Source organism: Streptomyces sp. NPDC001902 (assembly GCF_042891295.1).
In the GTDB taxonomy this organism is placed as follows: Bacteria; Actinomycetota; Actinomycetes; order Streptomycetales; family Streptomycetaceae; genus Actinacidiphila.
Genome location: NZ_JBIATA010000001.1, coordinates 520,447 through 542,438, shown reverse-complemented (window position 1 = coordinate 542,438; position 21,992 = coordinate 520,447). Strand labels below are relative to the sequence as shown.

Annotated in this window: 25 protein-coding genes; 12 read left to right on the top strand and 13 right to left on the bottom strand. The window is 74.0% G+C overall.

Features of this window, described 5'->3' with window-relative positions; all coding sequences use genetic code 11:
• The first annotated feature begins 5 nt into the window (after positions 1 to 5).
• Both ACFYYN_RS02540 and ACFYYN_RS02535 read left to right on the top strand, forming a co-directional pair.
• On the top strand, positions 6 to 908 hold the full coding sequence (locus tag ACFYYN_RS02540; RefSeq protein WP_500544397.1) for a hypothetical protein: 903 nt from the start codon (positions 6 to 8) through the stop codon (positions 906 to 908).
• 246 nt (positions 909 to 1,154) lie between these two features.
• Positions 1,155 to 1,565, top strand: coding sequence for a hypothetical protein (locus ACFYYN_RS02535; protein WP_500322746.1), 411 nt, complete (start codon positions 1,155 to 1,157; stop codon positions 1,563 to 1,565).
• 91 nt (positions 1,566 to 1,656) lie between these two features.
• Here the strand turns inward: ACFYYN_RS02535 and ACFYYN_RS02530 are convergent, their stop codons facing one another.
• Positions 1,657 to 1,869 carry a hypothetical protein gene (locus tag ACFYYN_RS02530; protein WP_500544396.1) on the bottom strand — a complete coding sequence of 71 codons (213 nt, stop codon included), beginning with the start codon at positions 1,867 to 1,869 and terminating at the stop codon, positions 1,657 to 1,659.
• A 133-nt stretch (positions 1,870 to 2,002) separates the two neighbouring features.
• On the opposite strand from ACFYYN_RS02530, the gene ACFYYN_RS02525 reads away from it, so the two are divergent.
• From ACFYYN_RS02525 to ACFYYN_RS02515, 3 genes are all read left to right on the top strand, one after another.
• Positions 2,003 to 3,100 carry a sensor histidine kinase gene (locus ACFYYN_RS02525; RefSeq protein WP_500544395.1) on the top strand — a complete coding sequence of 366 codons (1,098 nt, stop codon included), beginning with the start codon at positions 2,003 to 2,005 and terminating at the stop codon, positions 3,098 to 3,100.
• A gap of 2 nt (positions 3,101 to 3,102) precedes the next feature.
• On the top strand, positions 3,103 to 3,768 hold the full coding sequence (locus tag ACFYYN_RS02520) for a response regulator transcription factor (protein WP_499516872.1): 666 nt from the start codon (positions 3,103 to 3,105) through the stop codon (positions 3,766 to 3,768).
• Positions 3,769 to 3,869: 101 nt separating this feature from the next.
• Positions 3,870 to 4,730, top strand: coding sequence for an SDR family NAD(P)-dependent oxidoreductase (locus tag ACFYYN_RS02515; RefSeq protein ID WP_500544394.1), 861 nt, complete (start codon positions 3,870 to 3,872; stop codon positions 4,728 to 4,730).
• On the opposite strand, the gene otsB is transcribed toward ACFYYN_RS02515, so the two are convergent.
• Together otsB and ACFYYN_RS02505 are read right to left on the bottom strand one after the other, a co-directional pair.
• Positions 4,691 to 5,587, bottom strand: a complete 897-nt coding sequence (gene otsB / locus ACFYYN_RS02510; protein ID WP_500322741.1) for a trehalose-phosphatase — start codon at positions 5,585 to 5,587, stop codon at positions 4,691 to 4,693. The two genes, ACFYYN_RS02515 and otsB, sit on opposite strands and share 40 nt — an antisense overlap.
• Before the next feature lie 771 nt (positions 5,588 to 6,358).
• Complete coding sequence (locus ACFYYN_RS02505) at positions 6,359 to 6,619, bottom strand: DUF3263 domain-containing protein (protein WP_499512503.1); 261 nt, start codon at positions 6,617 to 6,619, stop codon at positions 6,359 to 6,361.
• A 206-nt stretch (positions 6,620 to 6,825) separates the two neighbouring features.
• On the opposite strand from ACFYYN_RS02505, the gene ACFYYN_RS02500 reads away from it, so the two are divergent.
• From ACFYYN_RS02500 to ACFYYN_RS02490, 3 genes are all read left to right on the top strand, one after another.
• On the top strand, positions 6,826 to 7,740 hold the full coding sequence (locus tag ACFYYN_RS02500) for an ROK family protein (RefSeq protein ID WP_500322740.1): 915 nt from the start codon (positions 6,826 to 6,828) through the stop codon (positions 7,738 to 7,740).
• Positions 7,683 to 8,876 (top strand): N-acetylglucosamine-6-phosphate deacetylase, encoded by a 1,194-nt coding sequence (gene nagA, locus ACFYYN_RS02495; RefSeq protein WP_500357843.1) that lies wholly within the window; start codon positions 7,683 to 7,685, stop codon positions 8,874 to 8,876. Before ACFYYN_RS02500 ends, nagA begins: the two co-directional genes overlap by 58 nt.
• 89 nt (positions 8,877 to 8,965) lie before the next feature.
• The gene (locus tag ACFYYN_RS02490) at positions 8,966 to 9,907 is read left to right on the top strand and encodes a 1-phosphofructokinase family hexose kinase (RefSeq protein ID WP_500544393.1); all 942 of its coding nucleotides are present in this window, start codon (positions 8,966 to 8,968) and stop codon (positions 9,905 to 9,907) included.
• Here ACFYYN_RS02490 and ACFYYN_RS02485 read toward each other — a convergent pair.
• Positions 9,904 to 10,872 carry a carbohydrate-binding protein gene (locus tag ACFYYN_RS02485; RefSeq protein WP_500544392.1) on the bottom strand — a complete coding sequence of 323 codons (969 nt, stop codon included), beginning with the start codon at positions 10,870 to 10,872 and terminating at the stop codon, positions 9,904 to 9,906. The two genes, ACFYYN_RS02490 and ACFYYN_RS02485, sit on opposite strands and share 4 nt — an antisense overlap.
• Before the next feature lie 217 nt (positions 10,873 to 11,089).
• On the opposite strand from ACFYYN_RS02485, the gene ACFYYN_RS02480 reads away from it, so the two are divergent.
• A complete protein-coding gene (locus tag ACFYYN_RS02480) occupies positions 11,090 to 12,103 on the top strand; it encodes an SAM-dependent methyltransferase (RefSeq protein ID WP_500544391.1) in 1,014 nt (337 codons plus the stop codon).
• A gap of 20 nt (positions 12,104 to 12,123) precedes the next feature.
• Positions 12,124 to 13,266 carry an NADH-quinone oxidoreductase subunit D gene (locus tag ACFYYN_RS02475; RefSeq protein ID WP_500357848.1) on the top strand — a complete coding sequence of 381 codons (1,143 nt, stop codon included), beginning with the start codon at positions 12,124 to 12,126 and terminating at the stop codon, positions 13,264 to 13,266.
• A 48-nt stretch (positions 13,267 to 13,314) separates the two neighbouring features.
• Here the strand turns inward: ACFYYN_RS02475 and ACFYYN_RS02470 are convergent, their stop codons facing one another.
• The 4 genes from ACFYYN_RS02470 to ACFYYN_RS02455 form a co-directional block, all read right to left on the bottom strand.
• Positions 13,315 to 14,307 (bottom strand): hypothetical protein, encoded by a 993-nt coding sequence (locus tag ACFYYN_RS02470; protein ID WP_500322732.1) that lies wholly within the window; start codon positions 14,305 to 14,307, stop codon positions 13,315 to 13,317.
• A gap of 176 nt (positions 14,308 to 14,483) precedes the next feature.
• The gene (locus ACFYYN_RS02465) at positions 14,484 to 15,449 is read right to left on the bottom strand and encodes an ABC transporter substrate-binding protein (protein WP_500544390.1); all 966 of its coding nucleotides are present in this window, start codon (positions 15,447 to 15,449) and stop codon (positions 14,484 to 14,486) included.
• A complete protein-coding gene (locus ACFYYN_RS02460) occupies positions 15,446 to 16,156 on the bottom strand; it encodes an ABC transporter permease (RefSeq protein ID WP_500544389.1) in 711 nt (236 codons plus the stop codon). The genes ACFYYN_RS02465 and ACFYYN_RS02460 overlap by 4 nt, the downstream gene beginning before the upstream one ends.
• Positions 16,156 to 16,836, bottom strand: a complete 681-nt coding sequence (locus ACFYYN_RS02455; RefSeq protein ID WP_500544388.1) for an ABC transporter permease — start codon at positions 16,834 to 16,836, stop codon at positions 16,156 to 16,158. The genes ACFYYN_RS02460 and ACFYYN_RS02455 overlap by 1 nt, the downstream gene beginning before the upstream one ends.
• 169 nt (positions 16,837 to 17,005) lie before the next feature.
• On the opposite strand from ACFYYN_RS02455, the gene ACFYYN_RS02450 reads away from it, so the two are divergent.
• Together ACFYYN_RS02450 and ACFYYN_RS02445 are read left to right on the top strand one after the other, a co-directional pair.
• Positions 17,006 to 18,202 (top strand): ABC transporter ATP-binding protein, encoded by a 1,197-nt coding sequence (locus ACFYYN_RS02450; protein ID WP_500544486.1) that lies wholly within the window; start codon positions 17,006 to 17,008, stop codon positions 18,200 to 18,202.
• A gap of 13 nt (positions 18,203 to 18,215) precedes the next feature.
• Complete coding sequence (locus tag ACFYYN_RS02445; protein WP_500544387.1) at positions 18,216 to 18,830, top strand: GPP34 family phosphoprotein; 615 nt, start codon at positions 18,216 to 18,218, stop codon at positions 18,828 to 18,830.
• 5 nt (positions 18,831 to 18,835) lie between these two features.
• On the opposite strand, the gene ACFYYN_RS02440 is transcribed toward ACFYYN_RS02445, so the two are convergent.
• From ACFYYN_RS02440 to folP, 5 genes are all read right to left on the bottom strand, one after another.
• A complete protein-coding gene (locus ACFYYN_RS02440) occupies positions 18,836 to 19,330 on the bottom strand; it encodes a DUF3180 domain-containing protein (protein WP_499516874.1) in 495 nt (164 codons plus the stop codon).
• Positions 19,331 to 19,384: 54 nt separating this feature from the next.
• A complete protein-coding gene (gene folK / locus ACFYYN_RS02435) occupies positions 19,385 to 19,975 on the bottom strand; it encodes a 2-amino-4-hydroxy-6-hydroxymethyldihydropteridine diphosphokinase (RefSeq protein ID WP_499512515.1) in 591 nt (196 codons plus the stop codon).
• A complete protein-coding gene (folB, locus tag ACFYYN_RS02430) occupies positions 19,972 to 20,331 on the bottom strand; it encodes a dihydroneopterin aldolase (RefSeq protein ID WP_499512516.1) in 360 nt (119 codons plus the stop codon). Before folB ends, folK begins: the two co-directional genes overlap by 4 nt.
• A 217-nt stretch (positions 20,332 to 20,548) precedes the next feature.
• On the bottom strand, positions 20,549 to 21,034 hold the full coding sequence (locus ACFYYN_RS02425; RefSeq protein ID WP_499512517.1) for a nuclear transport factor 2 family protein: 486 nt from the start codon (positions 21,032 to 21,034) through the stop codon (positions 20,549 to 20,551).
• Positions 21,035 to 21,134: 100 nt separating this feature from the next.
• Entirely contained in the window at positions 21,135 to 21,989 is an 855-nt protein-coding gene (gene folP, locus ACFYYN_RS02420; protein WP_500322725.1) for a dihydropteroate synthase, read from the bottom strand.
• Positions 21,990 to 21,992 lie beyond the last annotated feature (3 nt).

Genomic DNA, 21,992 nt, shown 5'->3' with positions numbered 1-21,992 from the left:
CGCAAATGATCCGCCATGCTATCCCGCCGACCCGTTTCTTCTCCCAGACGCCGAACGACCTCATCCGCCATCCGCGCCTGAACGGCACCGCCGTACGGCTGTTGCAGTGGGCGCTCTCCCTGCCGGAGGGGTCCCGGGAGACCCTGCAGTCCATCGGCGAGAAGATGCCCGAGGGACGCATCGCCCTGCGCCGGGCCCGGCAGCAGCTGGAGGCGGAGGGCTATGTGCACACCCGCCGCACGCAGAGCCGCGAGACCGGCCGCTGGACCACCCAGGTGCTCGTCTCCAACGTGCCGCTGCGCGACCCCGCGGAGATCGAGGCGGCCTTCGCGGCACCGAGCGGCAGCCTCCCGACCGCCGGTGCGCCGTCCGTACGGGCCGTCGGCGCATCCCCCAAGGGGGAGAACAGGGAGGAGGAGAACACCTCCCACCCCGGACCCCCCGCCGACGAGCCGCTGGTCGCCCGCGCGGCGGCCGCGCTACACCGCCTCGGGCGGCGGGAGGCCAGGCTCGCCCTGGGCGTCGCCGAGGCGGCCCGGCTGGCCCCGCTCGCCGCCCGCTGGCTGGCACACGGCGCGAGCGAGCTGGAGCTGGGCACCGCCCTGTCCTCCGGGCTGCCGCCCGCCGTGCACTCCCCCGCCGGCTTCATCGCCCGGCGCCTGCGCGACAAGCTCCCCGCACCGCGCCCCGCCCGCGACCCCGCCGCCCCTGCGGCCCCGCTCCCCGAATGCCCCGGCTGCGGCGACCCGCTGCCCCCCGGCCGTACCGGCCCCTGCCCGCCCTGCTCCACCGCCGCCCCCGCATCCGACGCCCCGTCGGGTGCTCCGCGCGGCGCCTCGCTGGTCCGCGCGGGCATCGTGCGGCAGCGGCCACACGTGAAGCCCCGGGCGGTCACCGGCGTCATCTGAGGCCCGTTCCTGCATGCTGACCGAGCGTCGCACCGCCGCTCCGTCAGATCGTCGACCGGGCGCCGTTCATCCTCTTTGGTCACCCAAAGTGCGGAACACCTCGCACAAGGTGACGATGAGCGCAATCGCTTCGACCCGGAGCGAGCTCCTTCCGTCATCTTCGAAGGCAGAGAGATGAACATACGAGCGAAGAAGACCATGTCCGGTCGACCCCGTCGTAAGGTGCTTTGGGGTGTCGCCGGAGCCATGACGGTCGCCGCAGCGGTCGTCACGACCACCGCATTCGCCGGTCCCACCCACGCCTCCGCCACCGCGCGCACCGCCGCGGTCGCCGACGACGCCGCCTCGAACCCCGTCCAGGGCGGCGGCAACCGTGACAACTTCGGGCGGCTGAGGACCGCCGAGTTCCTGGGTGTCCTCTCCACCGTGCCCTCGGGCGCCACGCAGACCGTCTCGGCGCGCTGCCCCTCGCGCACCGAGGTCACCGGCGGCGGCTTCGTCCTCAGCAACAGCGACCTGAGCGTGCTGACGAGCCAGCGGTCCGGCAACGGGTGGACGGTGACCGTCCGGAACAGGAACGGCATGACCACCCCCATCCCCACCGCCCGCGCCGTCGTGGAGTGCGCCGCGATCGTCCGCGACAACAACAACTGGTGACCCGACCCCCTACATGTGCCACCGCCCCGGCCCCCGTCGCACAGGAACGGGGGACCGGGGCGGGCCGTGCGCGACCGGGCGCGACCGGGCGTCAGGAGCGCTTGCCCACCGACTCCGCCACGGAGAGGACCGCGACGCCGAGGACGAGCAGGAGGACGCACACGTAGATCTCGTAACCGTCCAGGAAGCCGATCCGGTGGGTCAGTGCCCACAGACGGAACCAGCCGCCGGTGAGCTCGTAGGCGATGCCTCCGATGCCCTGGGAGAGCAGCACGAAGCTGAGGAAACCGAGGAAACCCTTCATGCCACGAGGCTAGGGAGCACGTGCCCGCGCGGGCTGTCGGCGAAAGTCGCCGATCGCGCGCGGGCTGTCGTCCGAAAGTCTCGACCTGGGGCGCGGGGGTGGTGCCGGCGCCTCGGGACCGTACATTCGGGGAATGCGACGCGTACGGAAGGACATCGTCGCCGACATCGCGGTCTTCCTCGGTGCGGCGGCCTTCTCCGTGCTGTCCGTGGACGGGGTGGGTGCCCAGGTCGGGCCCGTCGAGCAGGCGGTCAGCGCGGCCGCGTGCGCGGCGCTGTTCCTGCGGCGGCGGTGGCCGGTGCAGCTGGCGGTGGTGCTGCTGGTGACCGGGTGGTTCGCGCACCTGGTCGGCGGCCCGACCGCGGTGGCGGTCTTCACCGTGGCGGCGCACCGGCCGCTGCGCACGACGGCCTGGGTGGCGGCCCTGGCGTTCGCTCCGCTGCCGCTGTTCATGGCGCGGGGGCCCGACCCGGACCTGCCGGAGACCGGCTCGGCGACGACCTTCTTCGTGATCATGGCGGGCTCGATCGGCTGGGGGCTCTACGTACGCTCCCGGCGCCAGTTGCTGGCCTCGTACGCCGAGCGCGGACGGCGGCAGGCGCGCGAGGAGATCGCCCGGGAGATGCATGACGTGCTGGCGCACCGGCTGTCGCTGCTGAGCGTCCACGCGGGAGCGCTGGAGTTCCACCCGGGGGCGTCCCCCGCGGAGATCGAGCGGGCCGCCGGGGTGATCCGGGAGAGCGCGCACCAGGCGCTGGACGACCTGCGCGGCATCATCGGCGTCCTGCGCGAGCCGGACGGTTCCGGTGCGGCGGACGGCGCGGGCGGACGGCCGCAGCCGACGCTGGCCGACCTGCCGCGACTGGTCGAGGAGTCCCGGGACGCCGGGATGCGGATCGTGCTGGAGGCGGACGACTACGCCGTGGCGGCGGCGCCCGCCGCCTCGGGGCGCACGGCGTACCGGATCGTGCAGGAGGGGCTGACCAACGCACGCAAGCACGCCCCCGGCACGGAGGTGACCGTGCGGCTCGCCGGCGGTCCCGTGCGGGGGCTGACCGTCGAGGTCAGCAACCCGGTGCCGGCCGCGGCGGCCGTGGTGCCGGCCATCCCCGGCGCCGGGCAGGGGCTGATCGGGCTGACGGAGCGGGCCTCGCTCGCCGGGGGCGACCTGGAGCACGGCCGGGCCGGCGGGGACTTCCGGCTGCGCGCCTGGCTACCGTGGGCGGCGTGACGATGGTGCGGCTGCTGCTGGTGGACGACGACCCGCTGGTGCGGGCCGGGCTGCGGATGATGCTGGGCGGGGCGCCGGACGTCGAGGTCGTCGCCGAGGCGGCCGACGGCGGCGAGGTGGCGGCACTGGTCCAGGAGCACTCCCCCGACGTGGTGCTGATGGACATCCGCATGCCCGTCGTGGACGGCCTCGCGGCCACCGAGGCGCTGCGGGCGCGGCCGGGCGCGCCCGAGGTGATCGTGCTGACCACCTTCAACACCGACGAGCACGTACTGCGGGCGCTGCGCGCGGGCGCGGCGGGCTTCGTCCTGAAGGACACCGCGCCGCGCGAGATCGTCGAGGCGGTACGGAAGGTGGCGGCCGGCGAACCGGTGCTGTCCCCGGCGGTGACACGGCAGTTGATCGCCCAGGTCGCCGACTCCGGCGCTGGAGGAAGGGGCGCGCGGGCCACCGCACGGCGCAGGCTCGCGTCGCTGGGCGAGCGGGAGCACGAGGTGGCCCTCGCCATCGGGGAGGGCCGGTCCAACGCGGACATCGCGGCCGGGCTCCACATGAGCGTGCCGACGGTGAAGACCCACGTCTCCCGCATCCTCGGCAAGCTCGGCCTGAACAACCGGGTCCAGATCGCCCTCCTCGTCCACGACGCGGACGCCGCGGGCCGGGGCTGACCGGGCGGAGGCCCCCGGGCTGTCTAGGGTGCCGTCATCAGTACCCGCGCACCCGCGCACCTGCGCACCCGCACGGCCCGGCAGAGAGCGAGAGCCACCCCATGACCACCGGCACCCCCAGGACCGTCCTGATCACCGGCACCTCCTCAGGCATCGGCCTGGCCACCGCCGTGGCCGCCGCCCGCGCCGGCTGGAACGTCGTCGCGACCATGCGCGACCCCGGGAAGGCGGACGCCCTCCGCAAGGCCGCGGCCGGGGCGGGGGTCGCCGAACACGTCCACGTGAAGCGGCTGGACGTGACCGACGCCCGGCTGGTCGCCGCGGTGGTGGAGGACGTCGTCGTGGAGTTCGGCAGCCTGGACGCGGTGGTCAACAACGCCGGCGCCGGGCACGTCGGCACGATCGAGTTGGAGACGGTCGCGGACGTCCGCGCGACGATGGAGGTCAACTTCTTCGGCGTCGTCGAGGTCACCAAGGCCGCGATGCCCCACCTGCGCGCCTCCGCCGGGCGGCTGGTCACCGTCACCAGCGTGGGCGGCGTCGTGGGGCAGCCCTTCAACGAGGCCTACTGCGCCGCGAAGTTCGCGGTCGAGGGCTACATGGAGGCGCTCGCGCCCGTGGCGGCCGCGGTCGGGGTCACCGTGAGCGTCGTCGAACCGGGCGCGGTCGGCAGCGAGTTCGTCGCCAACCTCGGCATCGACATCCCCGCGTACGCGGCGGCCGCGGGCCCCTACCGGCCCGCGTTCACCCACTACCTCGACCGGACCACGCAGGCGTTCACGGCCGCCCAGACCATCGACGAGGCCGCGGCGCCCATCGTCGAGGTGCTCGGCGCCGAGCGGCCGCCCTTCCGCGTCCAGACCTCCCCGCGGGCCCGGGAGTTCACGGGCGTGAAGCTCGCGGACCTCGACGGGTCCGCGGTTCAGTCGCTGACCGGCGGCTGGCTCTCGGACCCGTCCTGACCGTCCCGCTCCTCCAGGGCGTCCGCGAGGGCGTCGACGAGCGCCACGACGCCCTCCGGGCCGTCCACGACGAGGTCGGCCCGGGCGGCCAGTTCGGCCACCTCCGCGCTGCCGCTGCACACCAGCACACCGGGCAGGCCGTCGGCGCGCCGCTTCTCCACGGCCCCGAAGGCGGCCAGGTCGCCCAGGTCGTCACCGGCGTACAGCACGGGACCGGCGCCGACCTCCCGCAGGTAGTCGTTGAGGGCCACGCCCTTGTCCATGCCGGGCGGCCGCAGTTCCAGCACCATCCGGCCCGGCTCCACGATCAGCCCGTGCCGGTCGGCCAGATCGCGCAGCGGTCCGCTCAGCGCCTCGAACGCGGCCTGCGGATCCTCCGTGCGGCGCGTGTGGACGGCCACGGCGCGGCCCTTGTCCTCCACCCACGTGCCGTGCCACGCCCCGATCGCGTCCAGCACGCCCGGCAGTTCCGCGCGCACCGCGTTGACCCCGGGGTGCGCGCCGGGCGCCTTGACCTCGCCGGAACGGGCGTCCCAGCGCTCGGCGCCGTAGTGGCCCAGCACGACCATGTGCTCCAGGGCCGGCACGCCGGCGAAGCCCCCGTACCGCACGGCCACGCCCGCGGGACGGCCCGTCACGACCACGACGGACCCGATCCGCGGCGCCAGCCGGGCCAGTGCGGCGGCCGCGCGGGGATGCGCCCGCGCGGCGTCCGGATCCGGCACGATCGGCGCCAGCGTCCCGTCGAAGTCCAGGGCCAGCACGGCCCTGCGGGGCTCCGCGAGCAGTGCGGCCAGGCCGTCCTTGCCCTCGGGCGTCGTGGGTACCGGCAGTTCGTCCCTGCGGCTGCGGCTCATGCCCCCGACCATACCGACCCCTGCGGGGGGCATGCCCGGCGTACGGAAGCATCCCGCTTCCGGCAGTGTTCTCCGTCGCCGCCCGCGGGTCCGCCGCGCCTGCGGCGGGCGGTCTCCCACCCACCCGAACCCCGGACCACCGGTCACCGACAGGGACGCCCATCGCACCGCCGCAAGGAGGGGACCTCGCACCGCGCGGACCGGCGGCGCCCACCGCACGGCAACCCGCCGTCGCCGCCCGCGGCTCCGCCGCGCCTGCGGCGGGCGGTCTCCCACCCACCCACCCGAACCCCGGACCACCGGTCACCGGCAGGGACGCCCATCTCACTGCCGGAAGGATGGGCGCGGACTGGTGGTGTCCGCCGCGGATCCACCGCGCCTGCGCGGCTCTCCCACCCCGCCGTCGCGCCCGCGGGTCCGCCGCGCCTGCGGCGGGCTGTCTCCCACCCACCCATCCGAACCCCGGACATCGCACCGCCGCGAGGATCGGCGCGGACCCGTGGTGTCCGCCGCGGATCCACCGCGCCTGCGCGGGTCTCCCACCCCATCGCCGCGCCGGCGGCGGGCGGTCTCCCACCCACCCACTCGCCCGGACCCCGGCAACTGTCACCGGCGGGGGCAGCCATCGCAGTGCCGGAAGGATGGGCGCGGACTGGTGGTGTCCGCCGCGGATCCACCGCTCCTGCGCGGCTCTCCCACCCCGCCGCCCGAACCCCGGACAACCGGTCACCGGCGGGGGCAGCCATCGCACCGCCGCGCGGGGCGGGGGCGTCAGCGGGTGGTGCGGTGGGTGTCGCGGGTGCGGCGGAGGCGGTTGACCGTGACGGGGTCGTGCGCGAGGGCGCGGGGGTCGTCGAGGAGGGCGTTGAGGAGCTGGTAGTAGCGCGTGGGGGAGATGCCGAGGCGTTCGCGGACGGCGCGTTCCTTCGCGCCGGGTCCGGCCCACGTGCGGCGGGCGATGTCGAGGACGGCGCGGTCCTGCTCCGTCAGCCCGTCCGCGGGGGCGTCCGCCCCGGTCTCGTCCCGTTCCATCCGACCACCATATCCGCGCCCCGCCCGGCGGATGCGCCGGGTGTCCCTCCGGTCACACGGAGTCCCGACCCGACCTCCCTTATGAGGTCTACACCACTCGGGGTTCGCGCCCGCGACCCCGCCCGGCGCCCGTTCGCACGCGGCACGCGATCTCTTTCGACGAGTGGACTAGACCTTTTGCGGGGTCCCGCGCGACACTGTCCCCCGTGAGACACGTCATCGCCCTCGATGTGGGCGGCACCGGCATGAAGGCCGCCCTGGTCGCGGCGGACGGCACGCTGCTGCACGAGGCACGCCGCCCGACCGGCCGGGAGCGCGGCCCGGGTGCCGTGGTCGACTCCGTGCTCGACTTCGCCGCGGACCTTCGTACCTACGGCGAAAGCGCTTACGGCGAGCCCGCCGCCGCGGCCGGCGTCGCCGTGCCCGGGCTGGTCGACGAGCGGGCCGGCATCGCGGTCTACTCCGCGAACCTCGGCTGGCGCGACGCGCCCCTGCGCGACCTGCTCACCCGCCGCCTCGACGGCACCCCCGTCGCCCTCGGCCACGACGTGCGCGCCGGCGGCCTCGCCGAGGGCCGGCTGGGCGCCGGGCGGGGCGCCGAGCGCTTCCTGTTCGTGGCGCTGGGCACCGGCATCGCCGGGGCGATCGGCATCGAGGGCCGTGTCGAGGCCACCGAGCTCGGGCACGTCGTCGTCCGCCCTGGCGGCCCGGTCTGCGGCTGCGGCCAGCGGGGCTGCCTGGAGACGGCTGCCTCCGCCGCCGCCGTGGCCCGCGCCTGGGAGGCCGCGGGCGGGAGCCCGGACGCCGGGGCCGCCGGCTGCGCCGCCGCCGTCGAGGCGGGCGACCCCCGCGCGGCGGCCGTGTGGGACGAGGTCGTCGCCGCCCTCGCCGACGGCCTGGTCACCGGGATCACCCTGATGACCCCGGGAACACTGATCGTCGGCGGCGGGCTCGCCGAGGCCGGCGACACCCTCTTCGCACCGCTGCGGGCCGCCGTCGAGCGGCGGCTGACCTTCCAGCAACTCCCCCTCATCGTGCCGGCGGCCCTCGGGGACACCGCCGGATGCCTGGGCGCAGGGCTGCTCGCCTGGGATCTTCTCTCCGTGGAGGTGACCGCTTGACTGCGGCAACTAGCGTGCTGACCGGTGCCCGTGTGGTGCTGCCGGACGGCGTGGTCGAGGACGGCCGGCTGACCGTCGAGGGCCGCTCGATCGTCGCGAACGACCCGCTCCAGGCGTCCACCCGCGACCTGGCCGGACACTGGATCGTCCCCGGCTTCGTCGACATCCACGTGCACGGCGGCGGCGGCGCGTCCTTCTCCTCCGGTGACGCCGAGGCCGTCCTCACCGGCGTCGCCACCCACCGGCGGCACGGCACCACCACCCTGCTCGCCTCGACGGTCACCGGGGACCTGGACGACCTGTCCCGGCAGGCCGCGCTGCTGTCCGAACTGGTCGAGCAGGGCGACCTGGCCGGCATCCACTTCGAGGGGCCGTTCATCTCCCCGCACCGGCGCGGCGCGCACAAGCCCTCGCTGCTGCGCGACCCGCACCCCTCGGACGTCCGCAAGCTGCTCGACGCCGCCCGCGGCACCGCGCGCATGGTGACCCTCGCCCCCGAACTGCCCGGCGGGCTCGACTCGGTGCGGCTGCTGGCCGAGCACGGCGTCATCGCCGCCGTCGGCCACACCGACGCCGCGTACGAGGCCACCCTGCAGGCCGTCGAGGCGGGCGCGACCGTGGCGACGCACCTGTTCAACGCCATGCCCGCGCTGCTGCACCGCGCACCCGGCCCGATCGCCGCGCTGCTGGAGGACGAGCGGGTCACCGTCGAGCTCATCAACGACGGCGTCCACCTGCACCCGGCCGTCCTGGAGATGGCGTTCCGCAGCGCCGGGGCCGACCGGGTCGCCTTCATCACCGACGCCATGGACGCGGCCGGCTTCGGCGACGGCCGCTACCTGCTGGGCCCGATGGAGGTCGACGTCGTCGACGGCGTAGCCCGGCTCGTCGAGGGCGGCTCCATCGCAGGTTCCACGCTGACCCTGGACACCGCGTTCAAGCGGGCGGTGACCGTGGACGGGCTGCCCGTCGGCGACGCCGTGCGCGCGCTGAGCGCCAACCCGGCGCGACTGCTGGGCGCCTACGACCGGATCGGCTCCCTGGAGCCGGGCAAGGACGCCGACCTGGTGGTCCTGGACGCGTCGTTCGACCTCGTGGGCGTGATGCGGAAGGGCAGCTGGGTCGTCGAGCCCTGACGGACCCCCAGGCGGCGGGGTCTGTGCCTCCGGGCGTTCCTTTGGCATGATCCCTTCCCATCGCACACGCTGTTCGAAGGGATCATGCGGTGATCGTCACCGTCACGCTGAACGCCGCCATCGACGTGACCTACCGCGTCCCCCGGCTGCGGCCGCACACCACCCACCGGGTGTCGGAGGCCGCGGAACGTCCCGGCGGCAAGGGGCTGAACGTCGCCCGCGTCCTCGCCGCGCTCGGCCACGAGGCCGTCGCGACCGGCTTCGCGGGCGGCGCGTCCGGTGACCGGCTGCGGGCCTACCTGACGGGGATCGACGGCGTCACGGACGCCCTCGTGCCCACTTCCGGCAGCACCCGGCGGACGGTGGGCGTCGTGGACGAGTCGGGCGGCGACACCACGATGTTCAACGAGCCCGGCCCGACGATCACCTCGCAGGAGTGGGCGGCCTTCCTCGGTACGTACCGCAAGTTCCTGGACGGCGGCGCGGCGCGCGCCGTGGCGCTGTGCGGCAGCCTCCCGCCGGGACTGCCGGTCGGCTGCTACGCCGAACTCGTGCGGGACGCCCGCGCCGCTGGCGTCCCGGTGCTGCTGGACACCAGCGGTGAGCCGCTGCGGCGCGGCCTGGCCGCCCGGCCCGATCTGGTCAAGCCCAACGCCGCCGAACTGACCGGGCTCACCGGCGCGACGGAGCCCATGCGCGCCGCCCGTGACGCCCGCCGCCGCGGCGCCCGCGCCGTCGCCGCCTCGCTCGGCCCCGACGGCATGCTCGCCCTCGCCGAGGACGGCACCGTGTGGACCGCCCGGCCGCCGGCGCCCCTCCCGGGCAATCCCGCCGGCGCCGGCGACTCCGCCGTCGCCGCCCTGCTCTCCGGGCTCGTCGAGGGCCTCGACTGGCCGCGGCGCCTGGCCCGCGCCGTCGCCCTCTCGGCGGCCACCGTGGCGGCACCGGTGGCGGGCGAGTTCGACCGCGGGGTGTACGAGGACCTGCTGGGGCGGGTCGAGGTGCTGTGCTCGGAGGAGACGGGGCGTTAGCCCTTGTGCTCGCCCTGCTCGACCGAGACCTGGTCGAGGTAGTAGTTGCACTGGTTGCCCGCCTCGCAGGACAGGGCCACCGTGTTCTCGCCCTGCTTCAGCCGGATGTAGCTGTAGGACTTGGTCCAGCCGCCCTCGTAGTCACCAGGCTTGGCGTGCGCGAAGTTCCGCAGGCTCATGGGCCGCTGCTGCTTCTCGCCGTTGACGGTGATCGTGGCGTTCCCGTCGGCGCCCGGCACGGTGTATTCCACGAACAGCGTGTACGCGCCGTCCTCGGGAACGGAGAAGTTCCACGTGGCGGAGGCACCCACGGACTCCATCCCGGCGACGTACTTGCCGTCGGCACCCTTGCCGCCGGAGACGCCGGTGGCGATCGTGGCACCGCCGGCCAGCTTCAGGGTGGCCGCGTCCACGACTCCCGGAACGGTCGCGCTCGCCGAGGCCGAGGGCTCGCCGGAGCTGTCGTCCTTGCCGCCGTCGCTGCTCGCGGTCGGCGTGGAGCCGCCGCCCGCCTGCGGGGTCTTGTCGTCACCGCCCGCCATGGCGACGCCGATGCCGATCGCGACGGCGGCGACCACGGCGACGGCGCCGATCAGCAGGCCCTTGCTGTTGGGGCCGCCGGCACGCGGGGACGCGGCGCGCCGGCTGCCGCCGCCGGCCGGTCCCGACGGGCCTGCGGGGCCCTGGGGGAACTGCTGGGTCGCCTGTGCCTGCTGGGGCTGCGGCTGACCATAGGAGGGCGCCTGCTGGCCGTACGCGGGCTGCTGCTGCGGGTAGCCGTAGCCGCCCTGCTGCGGCTGCTGCTGGCGCCGCTCACCGACCCGCTGCACCTGGTTGTACGAGGTGCGGGGCACACCGGGCTGGGCAGCAGCCGCCTGACCCGGCTCCTCGCCGTCCTGGCGGTACAGGTACGCGAAGGGGTCGTCACTCCCGGGCTCGGGGGCACCGTTGTTGCCGGCCGTCATCCGCTCTTCACCTTCCACTGCCTGTCACTTGCACAGCACCTGTCAGTACCGGGCCATCCGGCAATAGGCGTACGCTCACGCGGTGGCCGAATGTTCATGATCGATTCATCCGCGGCCGTCACGGGCGGACACACCTCTGACCACGGCACCCTACCTGGAACCGGTGATGGACCGCTCAACCGTCCGAAGCCCCGGGTTGTGCACATACGGTGGAGACGTGATCGACAGCACAGCCGCGTGGACGGGGTGGCGGGAGGCCACGGAGCGGGCCCTGTACGGCCCGGGAGGCTTCTTCCGCCGGGAGCGCCCGGCCGCCCATTTCCGCACCTCGGTGCATGCCTCGCCGCTGTTCGCGGGCGCCGTCGCCCGGCTCCTGGAGCGCGTCGACGCGGACCTCGGGCACCCCGGCGAGCTGGCCCTGGTGGACGTCGGCGCGGGCGCCGGGGAACTGCTCACGGGGGTGCTCGATGTGGTTCCCGCCACGTTGCGCGCCCGCCTGCGGCCCCACGCGGTGGAGAAGGCCCCCCGACCGGACGGCCTGGACGCCCGGGTGACCTGGTCCGACGAGCTCCCGCGGGGCCTGCGGGGCCTGCTCTTCGCCAACGAGTGGCTGGACAACGTGCCGGTCGCGGTGGCGGAGACCGACGCGCACGGTGTGCCCCGCCACGTCCTCGTCCGCGCCTCGAACGGCGCCGAGCGCCTCGGCGACGCCGTGTCCGGGGAGGACGCCGCCTGGCTGCGCCGCTGGTGGCCGGTCGAGGGCGCGGAGGCCGGGACCCGGGCGGAGATCGGCCGCTGGCGGGATTCCGCCTGGGCGGCCGCGGTGGACTGTCTGGAGACCGGGCTCGCCGTCGCGGTCGACTACGGCCACGTGGCCGGGGCCCGCCCGCCGTACGGGACGCTCACCGCGTTCCGGGCGGGCCGCGAGGTCTCACCGCCCGTGCCCGACGGCTCCTGCGACATCACGGCGCACGTGGCGATGGACGCCTGCGCGGGCCCCGGGGCGGTCCTGCACACCCAGCGCGAGGCCCTGGGTGCCCTGGGGGTCACCGGGGCCCGCCCGCCACTGTCCCTGGCCTCCTCCGACCCCGCCGGCTACGTGCGTGCCCTGGCCCGCGCGGGTCAGGCGGCCGAGCTCACCGAGCCGTCCGGTCTCGGCGGCTTCCTCTGGCTGGAGCAGCCCGTGCCGGCCGCCGCGGAAGCTGCGGGGGGCACGCCCCGGGACGCGTAAAGGGATGGGAAACTGGGCCCATGACGGAGACCACGATCGGCATCGGCGGCGCGGCCGAAGGCACCGACATGGTGCTGAACATCGGCCCGCAGCACCCCTCGACGCACGGGGTGCTGCGCCTGCGCCTGAGCCTGGACGGCGAGCGGATCGGCTCGGCCGAGCCGGTCATCGGGTACATGCACCGGGGCGCCGAGAAGCTCTTCGAGGCCCGGGACTACCGCCAGATCATCATGCTGGCCAACCGGCACGACTGGCTCTCCGCCTTCTCCAACGAACTCGGTGTCGTGCTCGCCGTGGAGCGCATGCTCGGCATGGAGGTGCCCGAGCGTGCCGTGTGGACCCGCACCCTGCTCGCCGAGCTGAACCGGGTGCTCAACCACCTGATGTTCCTCGGCTCCTACCCCCTCGAACTGGGCGGGATCACCCCGATCTTCCACGCGTTCCGCGAGCGCGAGGACCTGCAGGCGGTCATGGAGGAGGTCTCCGGCGGCCGCATGCACTACATGTTCAACCGCGTCGGCGGCCTCAAGGAGGACCTCCCGAGCGGCTGGCACGGCCGGGTCCGGGCCGCCGTCGCCGCCGTGCGCTCGCGCATGGGGACCTTCGACGACCTGGTCCTCGGCAACGAGATCTTCCGCGGCCGCACCCGCGGCGTCGGCGTCCTCGCCGCGCGGGACGTGCACGCGTACGGGGTGAGCGGGCCGATCGCCCGCGCCTCGGGCGTCGACTTCGACCTGCGCCGGGACGAGCCGTACCTGGCCTACGGGGAGTTGGCGGACACCCTGAAGGTCCCCACCCGCACCGAGGGCGACTGCCTGGCCCGCTTCGAGGTGCTGCTGGAGCAGACCCACGTCGCCCTGGACCTCGCCGACGCGTGCCTCGACCGGCTGGCCGAGCTGCCCCCGGGACCCGTCAACCAGCGGCTGCCGAAGGTGCTCAAGGCCCCCGAGGGCCACACGTACGCCTGGACCGAGAACCCGCTCGGGCTCAACGGCTACTACCTGGTCTCCAAGGGCGAGAAGACGCCGTACCGGCTGAAGCTGCGCTCGGCGTCCTACAACAACATCCAGGCGCTCGCCGTACTGCTGCCGGGCACGCTGATCGCCGACATGGTGGCGATCCTGGGCTCGATGTTCTTCGTCGTCGGCGACATCGACAAGTGACCGGCGGGCCGCCCGCGGGCGGCCCGCCGGACGTCGGGAAGCCGGGCGTCAGGAGGACTGGGCGCGCAGCTCGCTGAGGTCCAGCTGCTCGGTCTCGTCGTGCACGGTCAGGTCGATGACCTCGGCCTGCTCGGCCACGGCCTCGTCCCCGACGACGTCGGCGAGGTCCGCCCCCGCAGGCGCCGCCTCGCCGGCCGGTTCCAGTTCCTGGGGGCGGGCCTTCTCGTTCTTCGTGCCGAAGAAGTCGAAGCCGCCCTGGGCTCGGCTGGCCTGCCGGTTGGGCTTGGCGTACGGCAGCACGGCTGCTGCGACCGCCGGGACGAGCTTGGGCTGGCGCACCGGCAGCGCCGGGGTGTTCCCGCTGCCGCTGGTGGTGGCGTCGGCGGGACGCTCACGGACGGCCGGGTCCAGCGCGTGCCTGCCCTGCGGCTCGTCGGTGTCGGCGAGGTCGCGGCGGCGCGCCTCCTCGACGGTGAGCGCGGCCTGCTGGCGGGCGCCGTTGCGCGACAGGTCCCGCAGCGCGGAGGCGGCCCGCAGGTACGCGGCCGGGCTGACCGGCGAGGTGTAGGGCACGGGCAGCGCGGAGCCGACCGCCTTCTTGGCGACGCGGCCGTCCTCCAGGGCGCGGGCCCGCTCGGACTCGGCGGTGGCGTAGCGGCGCAGCAGGTCCGCGTGCTCCGTGCGGAGCCGGGCCAGTTCGGCGCGCTTGCCGCGCAGCTTGTTCTCCAGCTTGCCGCGCAGCTCGCGGGAGTCCTCGAGGTCCACCTCGAGCTCCGCGATCCGCTCGTCGGCACGCCACTCGTCGCGCACACGCGCGGTCTTCAGGTCGGCGACCTGCTTGCCGGCCGCACGGTCCCAGCTGCGCAGCAGGAAGGCGCCGCCACCGGCGACACCGGCCGCCGCGACGACGAACACACGGAGCAGCACCGGATCACCGATCACCAGCGCGCCGACGGCGAGGGCCGCGGCGGAGCCGGCGACCGTCACGGGCGGGAGCAGCCGGTGCAGCGGCTGGGAATGGCGGTGTCGTCCACGGGGCATGGAAGGGAACTTAGCGTGCCCGTGCGTCGTGTGGGGCCGCGGCATCCGATTTCTCACCGAACACACAACGACAAATACGGAGGGCGCTCGCGTGTGCACCAAACGTCACGCGAACGCCCTCCCGCCACCATTTAGTCGATCTTGTCCGTCCGGGACCGTCCGTCGGCCCCGGGGCCTCAGCCCTTCAGCAGGCCCTTCGACTTCAGGTAGTCGGCGGCCACGTCCTCGGGCTTCTTGCGCTCCGCGTCCACCTGCTTGTTCAGCTCGGTCAGGTCGGCCGTGGTCAGCACCTGGGTGAGCTTGTCCAGGGCCGCGGCGACGTCCGCCCCGCCGGCCTCCTTCGCGTTGACGACGGGCAGCACGTTGTCGGCGTTCTGCAGGCCCCTGTCGTCCTCCAGGAGCACCAGGCCGAACTGGTCGAGGGTGGCGTCCGTGGTCGTGGTGAGCACCAGCTGGTCGGTGCCGTCCTTGACGGCCTGCTTGGCCTGGACGGTGCCGACGCCCTTGGCGTCGACCGACGTGACGTCTATGCCGTAGGTCTTCTTCAGGCCGGGCGAGCAGAAGGGGCGGATGGAGCACTCCTCGCCCGCGGCGAGCTTGACCTTGATCTTCGACTTGCCGAGGTCGGAGAGGGTCTTGAGGTTGTTCTTCTCCGCGAAGTCCTTGGTGACCGCGAACGCGTTCTGGTCGACCGCCTCACCGGCCGGCAGCACCTTCAGCCCGCGCGGGTCGGCGAGTTCGGTGAGCGCCGTGACGGTGGCGTCGACGTCGGAGGAGGCCACGGGCGCGGCGTCCTTGCCGTTCGCCTTCGCGTTGAGGAATTCCGCGAGCGTGGCCGCGTACTCGGGGACGACGTCTATCTGGCCCTTCTCCAGGGCGGGTTCGTAGAGCTCGCGGTTGTCGACCGTCTTGATCGTGGTCTTGTAGCCGGCGTCGGTCAGCAACTGCGCGTACAGCTGCGCGAGGACCGTGCTCTCGGTGAACCCGGCCGAGCCGACGGTCAGGGAACCCTTGCCGCCGCCTGCCGACGAACTGCCACCTCCCCCGCTCTTCTCCAGGCTGTCGCCGCCGCAGGCCGCCAGGCCGGCGGAGAGGACCGCCACGGCGGCCACGGCGGTGGCGGTGCGCAGGGCCTTGCTCATGAGAACTCCATCTGATGTGTGGGACGGGCAGGTCTTCGGGCGGGTCGGGACTTCCGCGTGGGGGACACCAGGCGCTGCAGCAACAGGAAGACTCCCTCCACGAGCAGGGCGAACGCGGCCACGAGCACCGCTCCCGCCACGACCTTCGGGGTGTCGAACTGGGCGAAGCCCGCGGTGATGATGCGGCCGAGGCCGCCCTCGCCGGGAATCGCGGCGAGCGTGGCGGTGGCGACGACCTGGACGGCGGCCGAACGCACCCCGCTCAGGACGAAGGGCGCCGCGAGCGGTAGCTCCACCCGGGCCAGCAGCTGGCCACCGGTCATCCCCATTCCGCGGGCGGCCTCCACCGCGTCCCGGTCGACCTGACGCATGCCGACGTAGGTGTTGGTGAGGAGCGGCGGTACGGCGAACAGCACCAGTGCGATGATGGTGGGCCAGTAGCGCGCCGAGTTCGTCGCGACGATGAGCAGCACCAGGATGGCGAAGGTGGGCACCGCCCGCCCGACGTTCGAGAGGTTCACGGCGAGCGCGCCGCCCTTGCCGAGGTGGCCGAGGAGGATCGCGACCGGCAGGGCCACGAGGCAGGCGATGGCCAACGACACGGAGGTCAGCACCAGGTGCTCGCCGAGCCGCTGCAGCACTCCGTCGGTGCCGGTCCAGTTGGCGCCCGTGGTCAGCCAGTGCCACGCGCCGGGGATCGTCCCCATCAGCCCACCGCCTTGGCGGCCCTGGTCCATGGCGTGAGCAGCCGCTGCACCCCGAGCAGCAGCAGATCGGCGACGAGGGCGAACACCACGCAGATCACGGACGCGGTGAGCACTTCCGCCTTGAAGAAGCTCTGCATGCCGTCCTTGATGAGATTGCCGAGACCCCCGTAGCCGATGATCGCGCCGACCGTGGTGAGGGAGACCGTGGCGACCGTGGCGATGCGCACGCCCGCCATCACCGCAGGCAGCGCCAGCGGGAGCTCGACCTCCCACAGCAGGCGTACCGGCCCGTAGCCCATGCCGCGCGCGGCCTCCCGCGCGTCCTCGGGCACAGCGTCCAGACCGGCCAGGAAGTTCCTGACGAGGATGGTGAGCGAGTACAGGGTCAGACCGGTGACGACCACCGACGCGGAGATCCCGAAAACCGGCACCAGCAGCGAGAAGAGGGCCAGCGACGGGATCGTGTAGAGCACCGTCGTCACCCCCATCACCGGCGCCGCGGCCACCCGCCAGCGCCGGGCGAGCAGGGCCAGCGGCAACGCGAGCAGCACGCCCGCCGCCACCGACGCCACGGTGATCCACAGATGTTGCACACCCGCGTCCAGCAACTCCTGGCTGCGCGTGCGCACGTACTCACCGCAGATCCAGTCGTTCGCCGCCAGGCAGTCCTGTCCGGCCATGCGATGCCACCTCCCCCGCCCGCTTCAGATCATGCAGGTGAGCGTAAACCCGGCCACCGACATTCCCGGCGTCCCGCCACATCCTCGCAACACCCCCTTCACAACCATCGCCGAGCGTGTACCAAGCTGGGGGGTGAGCCGCACCGCCCAGCGCCGACGAGAGGTCCCGATGATCCGCTTCGAGAACGTCACCAAGCGCTACCCCGACGGCACCACCGCCGTCGACGACCTGTCCTTCGACGTGCGCGAGGGCGAACTCGTGACCCTCGTCGGGCCGTCCGGCTGCGGCAAGACCACGACGATGAAGATGGTCAACCGGCTCATCGAGCCCACCGCCGGCCGGATCCTGCTGGACGGCGAGGACATCGCCCGCACCGACCCGGTACGGCTGCGCCGCCGCATCGGCTACGTCATCCAGAACGTCGGGCTGTTCCCCCACAAGACCGTGCTGGAGAACACCGAGACCGTGCCGCACCTGCTCGGCTGGACCCGCGCCAAGCGCCGGGCGCGCGCCGCCGAGCTGCTGGAACTGGTCGGCCTGGACCCGTCCGTGCACGGCTCCCGCTACCCGGAGCAGCTCTCCGGCGGGCAGCGGCAACGGGTCGGTGTGGCGCGGGCACTGGCGGCCGACCCGCCGCTGCTGCTCATGGACGAGCCCTTCGGCGCCGTCGACCCGGTGGTGCGCGAGCGGCTGCAGTCGGAGTTCCTGCGGCTGCAGGAACAGGTGCGCAAGACCGTGCTGTTCGTCACCCACGACATCGAGGAGGCGGTCCGGCTCGGCGACCGCATGGCGGTCTTCGGCCCCGGCCGGATCGAGCAGTACGACACCCCCGCGACCGTGCTCGGCTCCCCCGCCACCCCGTACGTGGCCGACTTCGTCGGCTCCGACCGCGGTCTGAAGCGGCTGTCCGTCACGCCGGTCGAGACCGCCGACCTGGAGCACCCGCCCGTCGTGCGCGCCGGCTCCCCCGCCGCGGAGGCCGCGGCCGTCCTGGCGAAGCAGGGCGACCCCTACGCCGTCGTCCTCGACGACGACGGCGGGCTGCGCGGCTACGTCGCCGCGGGCACCCTCACCTCGGGCACCGTGGCCGACCACACCCGCCGCCTGGAGGCCTGGGTCCCGGTCGGCGCCCCCCTCAAGCGGGCCTTCAGCGCGATGCTCCAGCACGACGCGGGCTGGATAGCCGTCGTGGATGGCGACCGCTTCGCCGGGGTGCTGACCCCGGCGACGCTCCACACCGCGTTGCGCCGTTCGGTCAACGAGGACGGTGACGACGGCGACGACGAGGACGCGGGGCGGTCGGTGGCGGCCGGGACCGGGCCGGGCGACAATCGCCGGGCCGAACCGGACGCCGAAGCCTCCTGATGCGGAGCGTTCCATGACCACCCCGCGGGACCTGATCATCACCGCCCTGGAACGGGCCGCCGAACGCGCCGTGGAGCCCGGCGACCTCTCCCTCGCCCTCGCCGCGGCCGAGGCCGTCGACCTCCTGGCCGCGGGGGCGGTAGCCCTGGAGGGCGACCGCCTGGTGCCGGGCGGGCACCCGGAGGTCGCCGACCCGCTGCTGGAGGAGGCCGCGGCCGCGCTGGTGCGCCGGACGCCGTACGAGACCCCCGGCGACTGGCTGTGGCGCAGGGGCCGCGGCCTGGCCGACGTCTACCTGGCCGCCCTGGAAGCCGGGGGCGAGGTCGTACGGGAACGGCACCGGAGGTGGCTGGTCCGCGACACCCGGACCGTGCTGGGCGACTCCCCCGCCCGTCGCCGCGCGGCGGACCGCCTGGCGGCGGACGAGCCCGTCCTGGCGGCCCTCACCGGGGCGCTCGGCCTGCGCGTCGGCCCGGCCGCCGACGCGGCACCCGGCGTGACCGACCCCGCGAAGGCCCGCGTCCTGGCCGCCCTCGACGGCGCGCTGGCCGAGCTGACGGCCGAGCGCCGACGGCGCTCCCGCCGGCAGGCCGACGCCGCCGCCGAGAACGTCCGGCGCGGCTACTGACAGGGCTAGGCCCGGCCGCCCACCGCGCCGGTGCGGTTGTCGTCCTCGTCCTCGGGGAGGCGGCAGACCCGCTCCAGGAAGATCGCGGCGGCGCAGACCGCGATGCCGGCGATCACCGCGGTGCCCGCGTAGATCGCCTGGTCACGGCGGGGGTCGTTGTCCAGCTGGTACATGACGAGGAAGACGCACGCGCCGCCGTACATGCCCGCGACCAGGGCGGCGACCAGCGCGCTGGCCTGGCCGAAGACCACCGCCCGGGCGGCCAGCAGCGGGTCCACGCCCTTGGCTCCCGGACGCCGCTCGCGCTGCGCGCGCAGCCTGGAGCGCAACGACAGCGCCGTCGCCGCCAGCACGGCGGCGATCAGCGCCAGCACGATCGGCGCGGCCACGGGCACGCCCGGCAGGGTGCCGAGCGAGTCCCAGAGCTTCGCGCCGGCCCAGGAGAGCACTCCGGCCACCACGAACAGTCCGACCAGGGTCCTGATGCGCAGCGCCTTCACCGAGTGCTCGCTCCCCACATCACATCGACGAACGTACCGACGGGATCGTAACGATTACTCCGGCAGCCTGAGTTCCACGTCGCCCCGGGCCCACACGCTCTCGCGGCCCACGCCGGCCAGCAGACCGGCCACCGGCCCCTGTCCCGGAAGCTCCGCCGCGGGGTCGATGTCGAGCCACGGCGCCAGCACGAAGGCCCGCTGGTGCGCCCGCGGATGCGGCAGCGTCAGCTCCGGGTCGTCGGAGACCACGCCCTGGTAGGCCACGATGTCGACGTCGATGGTGCGCGCGCCCCAGCGCTCGGTGCGGGTCCGGGCGAAGGCGTCCTCGATCGCCCGGCCGCGCTCCAGCAGCGAGGACGGCGGCAGCGTCGTCCTGACCAGGACGACGGCGTTGAAGTAGTTCGGCTGCGAGCCCGGCTCGACGCCCCAGGGCTCCGTCTCGTACACCGGCGAGACCTTCTTGACCCGGACGCCCGGGGTGTCCTCCAGCGCGTCCACGGCGCCCTGCAGCGTCTCCAGGCGGTTGCCGAGGTTGCTGCCCAGCGAGATGACGGCGAACTTCGGATTCTGCAGCGTCGAGTCCGCGGCGTCGACCTGCGCGACGACGGAGGCCGGGACCGGCTGCACGGTGGGGTCGTAGCTCACGGGCGCCTCCGGGTGATGGTGACGGACACATCGGCGAACGGGACGGTGATCGGGGCATGTGGCTTGTGCACGGTGACCTCCACCTCCTGGACCAGGTCGTGCTTGAGGACCTGGTCGGCGATCCGCTGGGCCAAGGTCTCGATCAGGTCCACGGGCTCGCCCTCGACGACGGCGGTGACCTCCTCGGCCACGATGCCGTAGTGCACGGTCCTGGTCAGGTCGTCCGTGGCGGCGGCGGGGGCGGTGTCCAGGCCGAGGACGAGGTCCACGAAGAAGTCCTGGCCCTCGCGGCGCTCGTGTTCGAACACGCCGTGGTGCCCGCGGGCCTTCAGGCCGCGCAGCGCGACACGATCCACGATTCACTCCCGCTGGTCGACGGACGGACGGGCGGGCGCGGTCCGCCCGCCCAGCGGGAGGGGAGGGCCGCTCCACCCTTACTCGAATGTACCTTCGACCACCGACAGTCCCCAGTACCGGGCACGGAGGCGGCCGACCGCCCCGCGCTTACCCCGGGACGCAGCGGCCTACTCCGGCCTTCACCACTTCTTGGCTCGAACGAGTGGTCAGAAGGCCTCAGGCTGACCCCTCGCCGCCGTTGTCGGCGTCCTCCGCGGCGTCCTCGTCGGCCCCGTCCGCCATCACCGGGGAACCGTGGTGCACCCACAGCCGCCAGCCCTCCGGTGTGCGCCGAAACACATTCGTGGCGACCACCAGGCCGCCCACGAGGGAGCCCATCTCGCCCTCCTCCTCGGCGGGGCCGCCGGTGAGGATGTTCTCGGTGCACGTGACGAGGGCCGTGTCGCCGTCGACCGCCACCTCCACGTCGGTCAGGAAGAACTGGATGTACTCGGTGTTCGCCATGATCAGGGCGTACGAGCGCATCACCTCGCGTCGCCCGCGCAGCACCGGCCAGCCCGGGTGCACCACGGACACCGTCTCCGCCAGCGGGCCGGTCAGCACCAGCTCCTCCAGCGCGTCCAGGTCGGACCGCTCCACTGCGTCGTAGAACGCCTGGTTCGCCTCCTCGACCCGTGCGGCCTCGGCGGTACGCGGCGTCATCCTGTCCCCCCGTCCCTCGTCGTCTGCTCGCGTACGTCGCTCACCAAGCCCCCTCGTTCGCTTCTCCCGGCACCCCTCGCCACCCGGTCGGACACGTAGCTCACCGAGCCCCTTCCAGCGCCCGTGCGACCCGTACGGCGTCGGCGCTGTCGTGCACCTCGTGCACCCGGACCGCCCAGGCGCCGCGGCCCGCCACGATGGCGGTGACGGCGGCCGTGGCGGCGTCGCGTTCCCTGGCCGGGGGCGGATCCCCGCCCTCGCCGGCCAGCACGCGGCCGAGGAACCGCTTGCGGGAGGCCGCGATCAGCAGGGGGCGGCCGAGGGCCAGCAGGTCCTCGACGTGGGCGATCAGGGTCAGGTCGTGCTCGGCGTTCTTCGCGAAGCCCAGCCCCGGGTCGAGGACGATCCGCTCCGGGTCGACGCCGCCCGCCACCGCGTGCTCGAAGCTGCGCCGCAGCTCGGTGGTGACCTCGCCGACGACGTCCCGGTAGACCGCCCGGTTGTTCATGTCGATGCTCTGGCCGCGCCAGTGCATCACGATGAACGGGCTGCCCGTCGCCGCGACGACCGGGATCATCGCCGGGTCGGCCAGTCCGCCGCTGACGTCGTTGACCAGCGCCGCGCCCGCCTCGACCGCCTTCTCCGCGACCGTGGCCCGCATCGTGTCGACGCTCACCACGACCCCGGCCCTGGCCAGCTCGCGGACGACCGGGACCACCCGGCGCAGTTCCTCCGCCTCGTCCACCCGCGCCGCGCCCGGACGGGTCGACTCACCGCCGACGTCCACCAGGTCGGCACCGGCCGCGACGAGGTCCAGGCCGTGCTTCACAGCCAGGTCCGTGTCGAACCAGTCGCCGCCGTCGGAGAACGAGTCCGGCGTGACGTTGACCACGCCCATGACCGCGCACCGGTCCCAGGACGGCAATCCGGCCACGTGGCCGCGCATCGTACCCATGAG